The 17,682-nt window shown below is 54.3% G+C and carries 11 protein-coding genes; 3 read left to right on the top strand and 8 right to left on the bottom strand.

Annotated elements, in window-relative coordinates; translation table 11 throughout:
* Positions 1 to 2: 2 nt before the first annotated feature.
* The 8 genes from yacL to pdhR all read right to left on the bottom strand — a co-directional run bounded on the left by yacL (position 3) and on the right by pdhR (position 13,231).
* Positions 3 to 365, bottom strand: coding sequence for a protein YacL (gene yacL / locus DFO56_RS09865; protein ID WP_020456574.1), 363 nt, complete (start codon positions 363 to 365; stop codon positions 3 to 5).
* Between the two features lie 196 nt (positions 366 to 561).
* Positions 562 to 3,159: a bifunctional aconitate hydratase 2/2-methylisocitrate dehydratase gene (gene acnB / locus DFO56_RS09860; protein ID WP_020456573.1), complete on the bottom strand. Its 2,598-nt coding sequence runs from the start codon at positions 3,157 to 3,159 to the stop codon at positions 562 to 564.
* Between the two features lie 272 nt (positions 3,160 to 3,431).
* Entirely contained in the window at positions 3,432 to 4,865 is a 1,434-nt protein-coding gene (locus DFO56_RS09850) for a hypothetical protein (protein ID WP_045511957.1), read from the bottom strand.
* A 187-nt stretch (positions 4,866 to 5,052) separates the two neighbouring features.
* A complete protein-coding gene (gene traT, locus DFO56_RS09845) occupies positions 5,053 to 5,784 on the bottom strand; it encodes a complement resistance protein TraT (protein ID WP_020456571.1) in 732 nt (243 codons plus the stop codon).
* A gap of 291 nt (positions 5,785 to 6,075) precedes the next feature.
* Entirely contained in the window at positions 6,076 to 7,500 is a 1,425-nt protein-coding gene (gene lpdA, locus DFO56_RS09840; protein ID WP_025263731.1) for a dihydrolipoyl dehydrogenase, read from the bottom strand.
* Positions 7,501 to 7,704: 204 nt separating this feature from the next.
* Positions 7,705 to 9,609 carry a pyruvate dehydrogenase complex dihydrolipoyllysine-residue acetyltransferase gene (gene aceF, locus DFO56_RS09835; protein ID WP_045511955.1) on the bottom strand — a complete coding sequence of 635 codons (1,905 nt, stop codon included), beginning with the start codon at positions 9,607 to 9,609 and terminating at the stop codon, positions 7,705 to 7,707.
* A gap of 14 nt (positions 9,610 to 9,623) precedes the next feature.
* Positions 9,624 to 12,287, bottom strand: coding sequence for a pyruvate dehydrogenase (acetyl-transferring), homodimeric type (aceE, locus tag DFO56_RS09830; RefSeq protein WP_020456568.1), 2,664 nt, complete (start codon positions 12,285 to 12,287; stop codon positions 9,624 to 9,626).
* Between the two features lie 179 nt (positions 12,288 to 12,466).
* On the bottom strand, positions 12,467 to 13,231 hold the full coding sequence (pdhR, locus tag DFO56_RS09825; protein WP_017457950.1) for a pyruvate dehydrogenase complex transcriptional repressor PdhR: 765 nt from the start codon (positions 13,229 to 13,231) through the stop codon (positions 12,467 to 12,469).
* A 534-nt stretch (positions 13,232 to 13,765) separates the two neighbouring features.
* Here pdhR and aroP point away from each other — a divergent pair.
* The 3 genes from aroP to DFO56_RS09805 all read left to right on the top strand — a co-directional run bounded on the left by aroP (position 13,766) and on the right by DFO56_RS09805 (position 17,668).
* Positions 13,766 to 15,139: an aromatic amino acid transporter AroP gene (gene aroP, locus DFO56_RS09815; RefSeq protein WP_114413861.1), complete on the top strand. Its 1,374-nt coding sequence runs from the start codon at positions 13,766 to 13,768 to the stop codon at positions 15,137 to 15,139.
* A gap of 172 nt (positions 15,140 to 15,311) precedes the next feature.
* Positions 15,312 to 16,718 carry a glycoside-pentoside-hexuronide (GPH):cation symporter gene (locus DFO56_RS09810; RefSeq protein ID WP_045511951.1) on the top strand — a complete coding sequence of 469 codons (1,407 nt, stop codon included), beginning with the start codon at positions 15,312 to 15,314 and terminating at the stop codon, positions 16,716 to 16,718.
* Positions 16,718 to 17,668, top strand: a complete 951-nt coding sequence (locus DFO56_RS09805; RefSeq protein WP_045511948.1) for a family 43 glycosylhydrolase — start codon at positions 16,718 to 16,720, stop codon at positions 17,666 to 17,668. The genes DFO56_RS09810 and DFO56_RS09805 overlap by 1 nt, the downstream gene beginning before the upstream one ends.
* Positions 17,669 to 17,682 lie beyond the last annotated feature (14 nt).

Genomic DNA, 17,682 nt, shown 5'->3' with positions numbered 1-17,682 from the left:
GATTAACGCTGCTGGAGGAACTGCCGGTAAGCCGCCACCACCTGAAGAAAATCCTCAACGCCACACAGCGACAGGCTCTCTTCGTCGTAGTAACTCATTCCCTCTTCCATTTCATCGCCGGAAAATTCCAGCTGGTTCGCGCGGATCATCACCTCTTCGCCATCCAGCCACAGCGTGTATTCGTGGCCCGCGCGTTGCCAGGTACGTTCGCTGCCTTTCACCGTTTTCGCCGCCTGCTCCACTTCATCGAGCAGCGCCAGGTTCTCTTTCACTTCTTCATTGAACCAGTGCCCCACCACTTCGTGGCCCATCGACATGCGCACCTTTACCACTCCGGTGATATCACGCAAAAATTCGTAATCCATAATCGCTTCCTCATGCAGGCCAGATAGCCGCCTATGCAGTAATTATCGCAGCACAATACAAGAAAAAAAGCGCAGCGGCCGGAAGCGAGGAAAAATAACCGCTCAGGCGTGGAGAAAATAAGCGCGGCAGGCGTTTTAGCGACGGGAATAACAACAGGCGGGCAAAAAAAGCCACCCCGCAGGGTGGCCTTCGTTATCAGACGGCAGTCTGGAAAATCACGCCGTCCGCTTTTTCGGTGTACTGGTTCAACTGGTCAAAGTTGAGGTAACGGTAAGTATCGACAGCGGTTTTATCCACCTGCGCCATAAAGTTGAGATACTCTTCCGGCGTTGGCAGTTTACCGATCAGCGCCGAAACCGCCGCCAGCTCCGCAGAAGCCAGGTAGACGTTCGCGCCGGTACCTAAACGGTTCGGGAAGTTACGGGTTGAGGTGGACACCACCGTCGCGCCGTCTGCAACACGCGCCTGGTTACCCATGCACAGGGAACAACCCGGGATCTCAATACGCGCCCCGCTCTTACCAAACACGCTGTAGTAACCCTCTTCGGTTAACTGCGCGGCGTCCATACGGGTCGGCGGCGCTACCCACAAGCGGGTCGGCAACTGGCCTTTATGGCTATCCAGCAGTTTACCGGCAGCGCGGAAATGACCGATGTTGGTCATGCAGGAACCGATGAACACTTCGTCGATGCTTGCGCCCTGAACGTCAGATAGCAGACGCGCATCGTCCGGATCGTTCGGTGCACAGAGGATCGGCTCTTTGATTTCCGCCAGATCGATCTCGATCACCGCCGCGTATTCCGCGTCGGCATCCGCTTCCAGCAGTTGCGGATCGGCCAGCCATTTCTCCATGCCCTGGATGCGGCGCTCCAGCGTACGGCGGTCGCCGTAGCCTTCGGCAATCATCCACTTCAGCAGCACGATGTTGGAGTTCAGATACTCAATAATCGGCTCTTTGTTCAGCTTAATGGTACAACCAGCAGCGGAACGCTCAGCAGAAGCATCGGTCAGCTCAAACGCCTGCTCGACTTTCAGATCCGGCAGACCTTCGATCTCCAGAATGCGACCGGAGAAGATGTTTTTCTTACCTTTCTTCTCAACGGTCAGCAGACCCTGTTTGATCGCGTACAGCGGGATCGCATGCACCAGATCGCGCAGCGTAATACCCGGCTGCATTTTGCCTTTAAAGCGCACCAGCACTGATTCCGGCATATCCAGCGGCATCACGCCGGTCGCAGCGGCAAACGCCACCAGACCTGAACCCGCCGGGAAGGAGATACCAATCGGGAAACGGGTATGCGAATCGCCACCGGTACCAACCGTATCCGGCAGCAGCATACGGTTCAGCCACGAGTGGATAACGCCGTCGCCCGGACGCAGCGAAACACCGCCACGGTTCATAATGAAGTCCGGCAGCGTGTGGTGCGTGGTCACGTCAACCGGCTTCGGATACGCCGCCGTGTGACAGAAGGACTGCATCACCAGGTCAGAAGAGAAGCCCAGGCACGCCAGGTCTTTCAGCTCATCACGCGTCATCGGCCCGGTGGTGTCCTGAGAACCCACAGAGGTCATTTTCGGTTCGCAGTAAGCGCCAGGGCGGACACCGGCCACACCGCAGGCACGGCCAACCATTTTTTGCGCCAGCGAATAACCACGGTTGCTTTCCGCCACGTCTTTCGCCTGACGGAAAACGTCGCTGTGCGGCAGGCCCAGCGCTTCACGCGCTTTGGTGGTCAAGCCACGACCGATAATCAGCGGAATACGGCCACCGGCGCGCACTTCGTCAATCAGCACCTCGGTTTTCAGCTCAAAGCTCGCCAGCAGTTCGCCGGTTTCGTGATTACGGACTTCGCCTTTGAACGGGTAAACGTCAATCACGTCGCCCATGTTCAGGCTGTTAACATCCACTTCGATCGGCAACGCGCCGGCATCTTCCATGGTGTTAAAGAAAATTGGCGCGATTTTGCCGCCGAGCACCAGGCCGCCGCCGCGTTTGTTCGGCACAAACGGAATGTCGTCGCCCATAAACCACAGCACCGAGTTGGTGGCGGATTTACGCGAAGAACCAGTGCCCACAACGTCGCCCACATAGGCCAGTGGGAAGCCCTTTTTCGCCAATGCTTCAATTTGCTTGATCGGGCCAACGCTACCCGGCTGATCCGGCTCAATGCCTTCACGGGCGTTTTTCAGCATCGCCAGCGCGTGCAGCGGGATATCCGGGCGCGACCAGGCATCCGGTGCCGGGGAGAGATCATCGGTGTTGGTTTCGCCCGTGACTTTGAACACGGTAACGGTGATTTTCTCGGCCAGCGCCGGGCGGCTCAGGAACCATTCGGCATCGGCCCAGGACTGCATCACCTGTTTGGCGTACACGTTGCCCGCTTTCGCTTTCTCTTCCACATCGTAGAAGTTATCGAACATCAGCAGCGTGTGGGACAGGGCTTTGGCGGCGATCGGCGCGAGCTTTTCGTTGTCCAGCGCGTCAATCAGCGGATGAATGTTATAGCCGCCCTGCATGGTGCCCAGCAGTTCGATCGCTTTTTCAGGGGTAACCAGTGGGGAGGTGGCATCGCCTTTGGCGATAGCGGCAAGGAAACCCGCTTTTACATAGGCAGCTTCATCAACGCCTGGTGGAACACGGTTAGCCAGCAGGTCAATCAGAAATTCTTCTTCGCCAGCAGGCGGGTTCTTCAGCAGCTCGACAAGCCCTGCCATTTGGGTTGCATCTAATGGTTTTGGCGCAATCCCCTCAGCGGCACGTTCAGCTACGTGCTTACGGTATTCTTCTAGCACGACGGTTCTCCTCGCTCTCATTGTCATAATGCGGCAGGCGTTTCTCTTCACGCTCCTGTGAGACAGCAGTTTGTAGGGTAAATCCGCGAACCGCGTCGGGCAGCATAGCAGGATTTTCAGGGGGTGTTAATCTGTTTACAAAAAAGCAACATTAAATACTTGCTGAATCGTTAAGGACGGAATAAAGCAGGCGGGAGAAGGTTTTAACGACAGAGAATCCTCGCCCACCGGAATGAAAAACGGCCCCGCAGGGCCGTTTGGTTACATAGCTGTTACGCCGAACCTAACAACGAACGCACATTACTGTTGGCATACTTTTCCGGGGTGACGGTTTGATCCACCAGCTTACCCAGTACGTATTTTTGCACCGTTGAGCGGTTGTTCACCTGCTCGTTATGACCGACGCTTGCCAGTTGCCCGCGACCGTTATAGTTGAGCGTGGTGGTGTTCTCTTCATCGTTTTCAACCAGATGGTAGAAGTAGTTTTGCGACGACTTCATTTTGTTCAGCGCCAGCGGAATCGACGGGTCGATAGCCTCATGCCAGGCGGCGCTCAGATGGCTGCGTGCCGTCTGCTTCACGGTTTTTGAGCCGTCATCACGTGTCTGCTCTTCAGAAGATTGCGAGGCGGTATAAGCGAAGCGATCTTTCTCTTCGTCATGCAACGGGTTAGGTGATTTCTCGGTTTGCACGAGCGACAGCGAAAAATCATTCAGCCCGCTTAATTGCGAAACGCCACTCGTATCAAGAGTGAGGTTTTGCCCTGGGGTGACTTTGGCGCTTTCCGCATCGCGAGTGGTGTTCAGCGCGCGGAATACAGATTTCATCGCTTCCATCTGGCCACGATCGCCATTTCCGGCAATACGCGCTTTATCGAATTTATCGTCATACGCCTTCAGCGCCAGCTGCTGTTGGCCGTAGCTGCCGGCGAGCGCAGGTTTGGACATATCGCTGCTCATCTTCAGCGAATAGTCGCCATCCTGGTAGGCAACGGAGCGCGCTTTGTTATCGGCATGGAAATTAAGCGACTGCAGCGAATCATCGCCATTGCGTATATCGGTTTTCAGATCGACAGATTTCAAGCGGTTGCTATCAAAGTTGGTTAAACCGGAGATATCCAGTTTCGGCGGTTGCTGCCCCAGTCCGCTGAGCGCTTTGCTTAACGCACTGCCGAGGTTCGCCACTGCCGCCGCATCATCATCATTTAGCGCCTCGCCCTCCGTTTTCACCTCAACCGCGATGCCGTTGTCCTGCTGGGTCATCGTCAGGTGAACAGTCGAGCCGGATTTGGTAGCGATACTGAGCGTCACCGCTGATTTGTTCGCACCGGCGCTGGCCCCCACATCTGTGCTCACCCCGGTCAGTGCCTGGGTGAAATCGCCACGGTTCTCCTTCAGATTGCCAAGCAGCGCGCTGCCAAGGCCAGCCATCGAGGAAACCGAAGCACTGCCCAGTGCCGATTGCATCAGCCCCTCAATAATGGGGTTGGACTGCTGTGCAACACCGGTGCTCATTTTTTTCGGTGACAGGCTATAAACCGCCGAAATCTCTGAAGTCTGGCTACCGAACATCACTTTCGCCGAGGTGTTATTGTTAGCGACGGCGTTATTACTGCTGGCGGCACGTGCAGCAGCGCCAACCTGTGTTGTCGCGTTCACGCGCGTAACAGAAGGCAGCTGTAAGGCAAAACTAAGTCCGCGGATCATGACGATGAAACTCCCTCTCTCACCGATAGTGGTAGTCATCTACCATCGGCAGTTTTTGCACAATCTTTATACTTTGCGGATGAAAACCCTGAATTCATCACGAAACACAATAAAAAAAGCGAGCCAGTTTCCTGACTCGCCTATTTCAGGCTACCCATGCATTCATCATGTGGAATGCAAAGGCGGCTTACATAATGTTAGCGACAGATTTCGCCAGCTGCGCTTCGAGAACCGGTTTGGCTTCTTCGAATTTCAGGTTCACTTTGTTCGCGTTAGACACAACACGCGTCTGGTATTTCGCGCGGTTGCCTTCTTCGGTGCTGGTTTGCAGCTTGATACCGGAAGTACCCTGACGCAGCGCTGCCACGTTGTCGGTGGTCACTTTCGCTTTGCTGCGCTCAGAGATTTGCAAATCGGTAACCATGGTGAAGTTAACGTCTTCAACCATGGCATCGGCTGCCAGCCCAACCAGGCCCGCCGCCAGACCTACACCCAGCGCCGCGCCGGAGGAGTTGCTATTGTACGCAGTAATACCCGCGCCAAGCGCCGCACCCATCGCCGCACCTTCGTAACCACTTTTCAGGTAGCCCTGGGTTTCACGCAGATCCATTTTGTCGGCTTTCAGCACGTTGGCCTGGATCCAGTAGTAAGCGGTATCCGGGGAAGAGGTCACTTTGTAGCCTTTGTCGGTCAGCTCTTTTGACAGCAGCGTCTGCAAGTTGCTCATGTCTTTATCAGAGGTGTTTTTAACCTGGATATACACGGTTTTCTCAGAGGAGGGCTCCAGCCAGATGGTCTGGCTCATCTGGGTTTTCACGTCCAGATTACGTTTTTTCACCGCCGTGGTCATCGCACCACAACCCGACAGCACGAACGCAGCCAACACCACACCGACAACAGCGACTTTTTTATAAGACATAACGATTCCTTTTTTCATTCCAAACCAGGGATAAGAACTACAAATGCGGCAAACGCCGGACGGGAGCAATGAAACGAGGAAAAGTCACACAGTCCATGTCATGACGGAGCCAGAGGTGCGGGCTTGCAGCCTGCGTTATATAAAAATTCTTGGCTGAGTTATCGGCATTTTACGGAATAATCTGAGTGAAAAATGCCTACTAAAACTTGTAGTTAGGTGAAAAAGGAATAAAGGAGGGAAAAAGGCAAAAAAAAGCAGCCCGCAGGCTGCCTTATCTTAAACTGGCGAAACTTACTTTTTCTTCGCTTTCGGGTTCGGCAGGTCGGTAATGCTACCTTCAAACACTTCAGCCGCCAGACCGACGGATTCATGCAGCGTCGGGTGCGCGTGAATGGTCAGCGCAATGTCTTCCGCATCACAGCCCATTTCGATAGCCAGACCGATTTCACCCAGCAGCTCGCCGCCGTTGGTGCCGACAATCGCGCCACCGATAACACGGTGCGTCTCTTTGTCGAAAATCAGTTTGGTCATACCGTCAGCGCAGTCAGAAGCGATAGCACGGCCGGAAGCAGCCCACGGGAAGGTGGCGGTTTCGTAGCTGATGCCTTTCTCTTTCGCTTCTTTCTCGGTCAGACCCACCCATGCAACTTCCGGCTCGGTGTAGGCGATAGACGGGATAACTTTCGGATCGAAGTAATGTTTCTTACCGGCGATAACTTCAGCGGCCACGTGGCCTTCATGCACGCCTTTGTGCGCCAGCATCGGCTGACCGACGATATCGCCGATAGCGAAGATGTGCGGCACGTTGGTGCGCAGCTGTTTATCAACACGGATAAAGCCGCGGTCGTCCACTTCCACGCCTGCTTTGCCAGCGTCGAGGTTTTTACCGTTCGGCACACGGCCGATAGCCACCAGCACGGCGTCGTAACGCTGCGCTTCAGCAGGGGCTTTTTTGCCTTCCATGGAAACGTAAATGCCGTCTTCTTTCGCTTCAACGGCGGTCACTTTGGTTTCCAGCATCAGGTTGAATTTCTTACCGATGCGTTTGGTGAAGACTTTAACGATGTCTTTGTCTGCGGCCGGGATAACCTGGTCGAACATTTCAACCACGTCAATCTCTGAACCCAGCGCATGGTACACAGTACCCATTTCCAGACCGATGATACCGCCACCCATAACCAGCAGGCGTTTCGGTACGGATTTCAGTTCCAGGGCGTCGGTAGAATCCCATACGCGCGGATCTTCATGCGGAATGAACGGCAACTGGATCGGACGGGAACCCGCCGCGATGATAGCGTTGTCGAAGTTGATCACGGTTTTGCCGTTTTCGCCTTCCACTTCCAGGGTGTTCGCCCCGGTGAATTTACCCAGACCGTTAACCACTTTCACTTTACGGCCTTTGGCCATACCCGCCAGACCGCCGGTCAGCTGAGTGATAACTTTCTCTTTCCAGGTACGAATTTTGTCGATATCGGTTTTCGGCTCGCCGAAGACGATACCGTGTTCAGCCAGCGCTTTGGCTTCTTCGATAACTTTTGCAACGTGCAGCAGCGCTTTAGAAGGGATACAACCCACGTTCAGACAAACACCGCCGAGAGTGTTGTAACGTTCAACGATGACGGTTTCCAGACCTAAATCAGCGCAACGGAAGGCAGCAGAGTAACCTGCCGGGCCTGCCCCAAGTACCACGACCTGAGTTTTGATTTCAGTACTCATCATGACCTCTTATTGATTTCCGGCGGTCAGGGGTACTTCATGTCGCCCTTCATCCACCGGGACGTTCTATCCGCCCGCAGTTTACAAAATTGTTAACAATTTTGAAACAACAAACGGCAAACGATTTGTCCTTTTGCCCCTGATAACCCCAACAGCCCTATGAGATTACCAGAAAAAAGCCGGCCGTCAGGCCGGCTTCTTCGATTACATCACCAGACGGCGAATGTCAGACAGCATGTTGTTGATGATGGTGATAAAGCGCGCCCCATCAGCACCGTCAATCACACGGTGGTCGAAGGAGAGCGAAATCGGCATCATCAAACGCGGTACGAACTCTTTACCGTTCCAGACCGGCTCCATTGCAGATTTGGAGACGCCCAGGATAGCGACTTCCGGCGCGTTCACAATCGGCGCGAAGTGGGTAGTTCCCAGGCCGCCGATGCTGGAGATGGTGAAGCAACCGCCCTGCATTTCGCCTGCGGTCAGCTTACCGTCACGCGCTTTCTTGGAAATCACCGTCAGTTCGCGGGACAGCTCGGTAACGCTCTTCTTGTTCACGTCTTTAAAGACCGGAACAACCAGACCGTTCGGGGTATCCACCGCAACACCGATGTTGATGTATTTCTTCAGTGTCAGGCGCTGACCGTCTTCAGACAGCGAGCTGTTGAAGCGTGGCATCTGCTCAAGCGCAGCAGCGACGGCTTTCATGATGAAGACAACCGGGGTGAATTTCACATCCAGTTTGCGCTTCTCAGCTTCGGCGTTCTGTTGTTTACGGAACGCTTCCAGATCGGTGATATCGGTTTTGTCGAAGTGCGTAACGTGCGGGATCATCACCCAGTTACGGCTCAGGTTCGCACCAGAGATTTTCTGGATACGGCCCAGTTCCACTTCTTCGATTTCGCCGAACTTGCTGAAGTCCACTTTCGGCCACGGCAGCAGACCCGGCAGAGAACCGCCAGTCGCGCCAGCGGCAGGTGCGGATTCAGCACGTTTCACTGCGTCTTTCACGTAAGCCTGAACGTCTTCGCGCAGGATACGGCCTTTACGACCAGTGCCTTTCACTTTCGCCAGGTTAACGCCGAATTCGCGCGCCAGGCGGCGGATCAGCGGAGTAGCGTGGACGTAAGCGTCGTTTTCTGCGAAGTCAGATTTACCTTCTGCTTTCGCAGCCGGTGCCGCAGCAGGTTTAGCAGCCTGCGCCGGGGCAGCAGCAGATGCCGGAGCGGCAGCGGCAGCCGGAGCCGCGGCAGGCGCAGCGCCTTCCACTTCGAATACCATGATCAGCGAGCCTGTGGAGACTTTGTCGCCCACGTTCACTTTTAGCTCTTTAACAACACCGGCGAACGGTGCCGGGACTTCCATAGAGGCTTTGTCGCCTTCTACGGTGATCAGAGACTGTTCAGCGGAGACTTTGTCACCCACTTTCACCAGCACTTCGGTCACTTCTACTTCGTCACCGCCGATGTCAGGTACGTTGACTTCTTTCGCGCCAGCCGCAGCTGCCGGTGCGCTCGCCGCAGCCGGAGCGGCTGCCTGAGCCGGAGCCGCAGCAGGTGCAGCACCCGCCACTTCGAAGATCATGATCAGCGAGCCGGTAGAGACTTTGTCGCCGGTGTTGATTTTGATCTCTTTCACGGTGCCTGCGAACGGCGCCGGAACTTCCATAGAGGCTTTGTCGCCCTCTACGGTGATAAGAGATTGTTCTGCCGCAACGGTGTCGCCCACTTTCACCAGAATTTCGGTGACTTCAACTTCGTCACCGCCGATGTCAGGGACGTTCACTTCTTTCGCTGCCGCGGTTGCTGGCGCAGCAGCGGCCGGAGCGGCTTCTTTCTTCTCTTCTGCCGGAGCAGGTGCAGCGGCTGCTGCACCATCGGCGGAATCGAAAATCATGATCAGTTTGCCCGTCTCGGTTTTGTCGCCAACAGAGACTTTGATCTCTTTAACAACGCCAGCCTGCGGAGACGGAACTTCCATAGAGGCTTTGTCGCCTTCTACGGTGATCAGCGACTGTTCAGCGGAAACGGTGTCGCCCACTTTGACCAGAATCTCGGTGATTTCAACTTCATCAGACCCGATGTCCGGTACTTTGATTTCGATAGCCATTATCTCTTTACCTCTTACGCCAGACGCGGGTTAACTTTTTCTGCATCGATGTTGAATTTGGTGATTGCTTCCGCCACCACTTTCTTGTCGATTTCGCCACGTTTAGCCAGTTCGCCCAGTGCTGCTACCACCACGTAAGAAGCATCAACTTCGAAGTGGTGACGCAGGTTTTCACGGCTGTCGGAGCGACCGAAGCCATCAGTACCCAGTACGCGGTAGTCATCAGCCGGTACGTAAGTACGAACCTGCTCGGCGAACAGTTTCATATAGTCAGTTGATGCCACAGCCGGTGCGTCGTTCATCACCTGAGCGATGTACGGAACGCGCGGCGTTTCCAGCGGGTGCAGCATGTTCCAGCGCTCACAATCCTGGCCATCACGCGCCAGTTCAGTGAAGGAGGTGACGCTGTACACGTCAGAGCCCACGCCGTAGTCGTTCGCCAGGATCTGCGCTGCTTCACGCACGTGACGCAGGATAGAACCGGAGCCCAGCAACTGAACTTTACCTTTGCTACCGGCAACGGTTTCGAGTTTGTAGATACCTTTACGGATACCTTCCTCGGCACCTTCCGGCATCGCCGGCATGTGGTAGTTTTCGTTCAGCGTGGTGATGTAGTAGTAAATGTTCTCTTGCGCTTCACCGTACATACGTTGCAGACCGTCATGCATGATGACTGCCACTTCGTACGCATAAGACGGGTCGTAAGAGATACAGTTCGGGATAGTCAGCGACTGAATATGGCTGTGACCATCTTCGTGCTGCAGACCTTCGCCGTTCAGGGTCGTACGACCCGAAGTACCACCGATCAGGAAGCCGCGAGCCTGCTGGTCGCCAGCCTGCCAGCACAGATCACCGATACGCTGGAACCCGAACATGGAGTAGTAGATGTAGAACGGGATCATCGGCAGGTTGTTGGTGCTGTAAGAAGTCGCAGCCGCCAGCCAGGATGCGCCAGCACCCAGTTCGTTGATGCCTTCCTGCAGGATCTGACCTTTCTCGTCTTCTTTGTAGTAAGCAACCTGCTCACGGTCCTGCGGGGTGTACTGCTGGCCGTTCGGGCTGTAAATACCAATCTGACGGAACAGACCTTCCATACCGAAGGTACGCGCTTCGTCGGCGATGATCGGCACCAGGCGATCTTTGATCGACTTGTTCTTCAGCATCACGTTCAGGGCACGCACGAAAGCGATGGTGGTGGAGATCTCTTTATTCTGCTCTTCCAGCAGTTGGGAGAAGTCTTCCAGCGCAGGCAGATCCAGTTTTTCGGTGAAGTTCGGCTGACGAGACGGCAGGTAGCCTTTCAGCGCCTGACGACGTTCGTGCAGGTATTTGTGCTCTTCAGAACCTTCCGGGAAGGTGATGTAAGAGAGGTTTTCAACCTGCTCATCGGTAACCGGAACATTGAAACGATCGCGGATATAACGCACGCCGTCCATGTTCATTTTCTTAACCTGGTGAGCGATGTTTTTACCTTCTGCGGTATCGCCCATGCCGTAACCTTTGATGGTGTGGGCCAGGATAACAGTCGCTTTACCTTTGGTTTCACGCGCTTTTTTCAGTGCCGCGTAAACTTTCTTCGGATCGTGGCCACCACGGTTCAGGGCCCAGATCTGCTCATCAGTCCAGTCTGCAACCAGCGCTGCGGTTTCCGGGTATTTACCGAAGAAGTGCTCACGCACATACGCGCCATCTTTGGATTTGAAGGTCTGGTAATCGCCGTCGACGGTTTCGTTCATCAGCTGGATCAGTTTACCGCTGGTATCTTTACGCAGCAGCTCATCCCAACGACCGCCCCACATCACTTTGATAACGTTCCAGCCAGCACCTGCGAAGATACCTTCCAGTTCGTTGATGATTTTGCCGTTACCGGTTACCGGGCCATCCAGACGCTGCAGGTTACAGTTGATGATGAAGCACAGGTTGTCCAGTTTTTCACGGGTGGCGATGGTGATAGCGCCTTTGGATTCCGGCTCATCCATCTCACCGTCGCCGAGGAAGGCGTAAACGGTTTGCTCAGAGGTATCTTTCAGACCACGGTGTTCCAGATATTTCAGGAACTTCGCCTGATAGATCGCACCAATCGGGCCCAGACCCATGGATACGGTCGGGAACTGCCAGAATTCCGGCATCAGTTTCGGGTGCGGGTAAGAGGAGAGGCCTTTACCGTGAACTTCCTGACGGAAGTTGTTCATCTGCTCTTCAGTCAGACGACCTTCCAGGAATGCACGTGCGTAGATGCCCGGAGAGATGTGGCCCTGGAAGTACACCAGGTCACCGCCGTCTTTCTCGTTACGCGCGCGGAAGAAGTGGTTGAAGCAAACTTCATAAACGGTCGCGGAAGACTGGAAGGACGCCATGTGGCCGCCCAGCTCAAGGTCTTTTTTGGACGCGCGCAGAACCGTCATGATGGCGTTCCAGCGGATAGCTGAACGAATGCGGCGTTCCAGTTCCAGATTGCCCGGGTATTCCGGTTCATCTTCAACGGCAATAGTGTTTACATAGTTGCTCGCCCCTGTGCCAGCTGCCACTTTCACACCGCCTTTGCGGGCTTCAGAAAGGAGCTGGTCAATCAGATACTGAGCACGCTCAACACCTTCTTCACGGATGACCGATTCGATCGCCTGTTGCCAGTCGCGAGTTTCGATCGGATCCACGTCATTTTGGAAACGTTCTGACATGGGGGGTATTCCTTATCTATCTAATACGTTGATTTGTCTGGAACCTGTCCCATTGCATTCTCATGCCTTTTCGTTCAAACCACAAAAGTGCAATAAGACAGGTTCTGCGTTTAGTTGCCGCGCTCTAAAGTTTGGCGCTGGTGTTACAACTCTTCCGGTACAACCTGCACCAGAAAATCTTAATTCTTTCTCTGCTCTAACCGGCGAAGCGAGCGTTCACGACGGCTCTGCTCACGGCTACGATCCAGCAAAATCTCTTCAATAAACGCCAGGTGGCGGTGCGACGCTTCACGCGCCTCTTCCGGCTTCCCGGCCATGATCGCCGCGAAAATACTCGAGCGATGGTTGCTGACAAGCGGCAGCATTTCGCGGCGCGCGTACAGCAATTCAAAGTTCTGACGAACGTTTTGCGCCAACATGGGCTCCATGCAGCGTAGCAGATGAAGCAGCACAACATTATGTGCCGCCTCGGTTACGGCTATTTGATACTGCACGACTGCACTGGATTCCGCGTCCAGATCCCCGGACTGCTGCGCCCGCTCAATGGCCTGGTGCAGCTCGCTGATCCGCGCTTTGTCTTCATCGGTGCTGCGCAACGCCGCGTAATATGCAGCAATGCCTTCCAGCGCGTGGCGGGTTTCAAGCAGGTCAAACTGGGATTCGGGATGATCGGCCAGAAGCTCAACCAGCGGATCGCTGAAGCTTTGCCACAGACTGCTTTGGACAAAAGTACCGCCACCCTGGCGACGAAGGAGCAGGCCTTTCGCTTCGAGGCGCTGAATGGCCTCGCGCAGTGAAGGACGAGAAACATCGAACTGTTTGGCCAGTTCGCGCTCTGGAGGCAGTTTCTCGCCGGGACGCAACGTACCTTCGAGAATCAAAAACTCCAGTTGCTGCTCAATCACATCGGAAAGTTTTGGTTGGCGGATTTTGCTGTAGGCCATTGTTCCCTGTCTCTACCACTCGCCCGGAGTAAATTGGTCTTACCAATTTCATGTTCTTGACGCTAAAGTAACAAAGTATTCACCTTCTGTCCATACAGGTTTTGATTGAAATCAGGAAACCACGCACATTTTAACAATGTTACAGAAATAGCGTTTCAAAGATGTAACCTTGCACAAATGCCTCGTTTACCACGAAAGAGGCAGTTTTAACTTTCCTGAAACGCCAATTAAGGCATATGAACCGATTCAGTTCGCCAATATATGAATAAATATTCTTTTAATGCGCATAAAACAAAGAAATAAGGCCATTGAGGGAGTAGATGGGGTACGCAGAAACGGTTTCTTTTTTATCCGCTCGTCATCAGAGTTTCATAAAGCAGATGCATTCCCGCGCACTTATCACTATTCTGAGCCCTATGAAAGGGATTGACGAAAAAACACGTCGACATTTCGTAAACAAAAAAATACAAAAAACGGAATTTATTTATTACACGCAAACCGCAGCGTACAAATAACAACCACACACGAGGTTTCATAATGGAAGGTCAACAGCACGGCGATCAGCTAAAGCGCGGCCTTAAGAACCGCCACATTCAGCTTATCGCGCTGGGTGGCGCTATTGGGACTGGCCTGTTTCTGGGCAGCGCATCCGTCATTCAATCTGCCGGTCCGGGGATAATTCTGGGTTATGCCATTGCCGGTTTTATCGCGTTTCTCATCATGCGCCAGCTTGGCGAAATGGTGGTTGAAGAGCCGGTAGCAGGCTCATTCAGCCACTTCGCTTACAAATATTGGGGCAACTTTGCAGGCTTTGCTTCCGGCTGGAACTACTGGGTGCTGTACGTGCTGGTGGCGATGGCGGAGCTTACCGCCGTCGGAAAATATGTGCAGTTCTGGTGGCCAGAAATTCCAACATGGGTTTCCGCCGCCGTGTTCTTTGTCATTATCAACGCCATCAACCTGACCAACGTGAAGGTATTTGGTGAGATGGAGTTCTGGTTCGCCATTATTAAGGTTTTCGCGGTTGTCGCGATGATCGTATTTGGCGGCTGGTTGCTGTTTAGCGGCAGCGCTGGCCCCCAAGCCACCGTGCGTAACCTGTGGGAACAGGGCGGTTTCCTGCCGCACGGCATCGGTGGGCTGGTGATGATGATGGCGATCATCATGTTCTCCTTCGGTGGTCTGGAACTGGTGGGGATCACCGCCGCAGAAGCCGATAACCCGGAACAAAGCATTCCGAAAGCCACCAACCAGGTTATCTACCGCATTCTGATTTTCTATGTGGGTTCTCTGGCCGTGCTGCTCTCCCTGCTGCCGTGGACGCGTGTTACGGCTGACACCAGCCCGTTTGTGCTGATCTTCCATGAACTGGGTGACTCGTTTGTGGCCAACGCGTTGAACATTGTGGTGCTGACTGCCGCGCTCTCTGTTTATAACAGCTGCGTGTACTGCAACAGCCGTATGCTGTTCGGTCTGGCGAAACAGGGCAACGCGCCGAAAATACTGCAACACGTGGATAAACGCGGCGTGCCGGTGAACACCATCATCACCTCTGCGCTGTTTACCGCGCTGTGTGTGCTGATCAACTACTTCGCCCCGGAATCCGCATTTGGTCTGCTGATGGCGCTGGTGGTTTCCGCGCTGGTGATCAACTGGGCAATGATTAGCCTGGCGCACATGCGTTTTCGCCGCGCCAAGCAGCAGCAAGGGGTTACGCCGCGTTTCCCGGCGCTGTTCTACCCGCTGGGGAACTGGATCTGCCTGATCTTTATGGCAGCGGTACTGGTGATCATGCTGATGACAGACGGCATGGCGATCTCCGTCTACCTGATCCCGGTGTGGATTGCCATCCTCGGCGTCGGCTACCTGCTGAAGCAGAAAAACGCCAATGCCGTGAAAGCGCATTAATCCTTACCCACTCCCCCCTCTCCCGCCCGGGAGAGGGGGGTTATCACTGTGTTACCTTCCTCACACTTTCCTTCCCATAGCCATTTTGTCCATCTCTGCGGCCTGATCCTGCTACGCAAACAAAAATTTACAGACAAATACTTCATGCCATATCTCAAAGGGAGAACCGGCAATGGACAACAACAAACTGTCTGTTAAAGAAAAGATTGGCTATGGCATGGGCGACGCCGGATGCAACATTATCTTTGGCGCTATCATGCTGTTTGTTAACTATTTCTATACTGATATCTTCGGCCTCGCACCTGCGCTGGTTGGGGTATTACTGCTGTCGATTCGCGTGATTGATGCGGTGACTGACCCGCTAATGGGGGCGCTCGCTGACCGGACACAAAGTAAATATGGCCGTTTTCGCCCGTGGCTGTTGTGGATAGCCGTACCTTACGCCGTCTTCAGCGTGCTGATGTTCACCACGCCGGAATGGACTTATAACAGCAAAGTTATCTATGCCTTTGTCACCTATTTCTTGTTGTCGCTGACCTATACCGCGATCAATATCCCCTACTGCTCGCTGGGCGGTGTTATCACTAACGACCCGAAAGAGCGCGTTGCCTGCCAGTCGTATCGCTTTGTGATGGTCGGCATTGCCACCCTGCTGTTGTCGCTCACGCTGCTGCCGATGGCCGAGTGGTTCGGCGGTGCGGATAAAGCCAAAGGCTACCAGATGGCGATGACGGTGCTGGCGTTTATCGGCATGTGTATGTTCCTGTTCTGCTTTGCCACCGTGCGCGAACGTATCCGCCCGGCGGTGCCAACCAATGATGATCTGAAAAAAGATTTCAAAGACGTGTGGAAAAACGATCAGTGGGTGCGCATCCTCCTGCTGACGCTCTGCAATGTTTGCCCTGGTTTTATCCGCATGGCGGCCACCATGTATTACGTCACCTGGGTGATGGGGGAAAGCACCCATTTCGCGACGATGTTTATTAGCCTTGGCGTGGTCGGCATGATGCTCGGCAGTATGCTGGCAAAAGTGCTGACCGACCGCTGGTGTAAACTGAAAGTCTTCTTCTGGACCAATATCGTGCTGGCGTTCTTCTCTTGCGCCTTTTACTTCTTTGACCCACACGCCACGGTGCTGATTGTGGTGCTCTACTTCCTGCTGAACATTCTGCATCAGATCCCTTCCCCGCTGCACTGGTCGCTGATGGCGGATGTCGATGATTACGGCGAGTGGAAAACCGGCAAACGCATTACCGGTATGAGCTTCTCCGGCAACCTGTTCTTCCTGAAAGTGGGGCTGGCAGTTGCCGGGGCGATGGTCGGTTTCCTGCTCTCCTGGTATGGCTATGACGCAGGCGCCAAACAGCAAAGCGCCAGCGCCATTAACGGCATCATGCTGCTGTTTACCATTATTCCGGGCGTCGGCTACCTGATCACCGCAGGCGTGGTGCGCTTGCTGAAAGTCGACCGTGAACTGATGAAACAGATCCAGGCGGATCTGGAAAAACGCCGCGTCAACTACCATGAACTGACCGAAAATCAGCATTTACCGGCGGGCGATAACGTAAGGAATGCATAATGAATAACTGGCCGAACCCGTTTATTGAACAGCGCGCTGACCCGTTTATCCTGCGCCATCAAGGCGAGTACTATTTCGTTGCCTCGGTGCCGGAATATGACCGGCTGGAGATCCGCCGCGCCAGTACGCTGGAAGGCCTGCGGGATGCCGAGGGCGTGGTAGTCTGGCGCAAACCGCAAAGCGGCCCAATGAGCGAGCTTATCTGGGCACCGGAGCTGCATCACATTGATGGCAAATGGTATCTCTACTTTGCCGCGACCTGGACCAAAGCGCTGGATGCGCTGAATATGTTCCAGCACCGCATGTTCGTACTGGAGTGCGCGGATGCCGATCCGCTCAGCGGTCGCTGGGTCGAAAAAGGCCAGGTAAAAACGCCTTTCGATACCTTTGCGCTCGATGCCACCACCTTTGAGCATCAGGGGAAACGCTGGTATTTATGGGCGCAAAAAGCGCCACATATTGCCGGGAACTCCAACCTCTACCTGGCGGAAATGGAAAACCCGTGGACGCTGAAAGGCGAACCGGTAATGTTAAGCAAACCGGAATTTGACTGGGAGTGTCGTGGTTTTCTGGTCAATGAAGGCCCGGCGGTATTGTTCCACGGCGATAAACTCTTTGTGAGTTATTCCGCCAGCGCCACCGACGAAAATTACTGTATGGGCTTGTTGTGGATCGATATCACCGCCAACCCGCAGGATTCCAAAAACTGGCATAAATCGCCGCAGCCGGTGTTTAAAACCAGTTATGAAAACCGCCAGTACGGCCCGGGGCACAACAGTTTTACGCAAACGCCGGAAGGGGAAGATGTGCTGGTCTATCACGCACGGAATTACACCGAAATTGAAGGCGATCCGCTTTACGATCCCAATCGCCATACCCGCCTGAAAACAATTCGCTGGCAAGAAAACGGGATGCCCGATTTCGGCATCCCGGCAGCGGATAATCAGTGATACTGCGGCACGCG

The organism is Kosakonia sp. AG348 (assembly GCF_003337365.1).
Lineage (GTDB): Bacteria > Pseudomonadota > Gammaproteobacteria > Enterobacterales > Enterobacteriaceae > Kosakonia.
The sequence above is the reverse complement of the archived record's forward strand: the minus strand, read 5'-3'. Positions and strand labels throughout refer to the sequence as shown.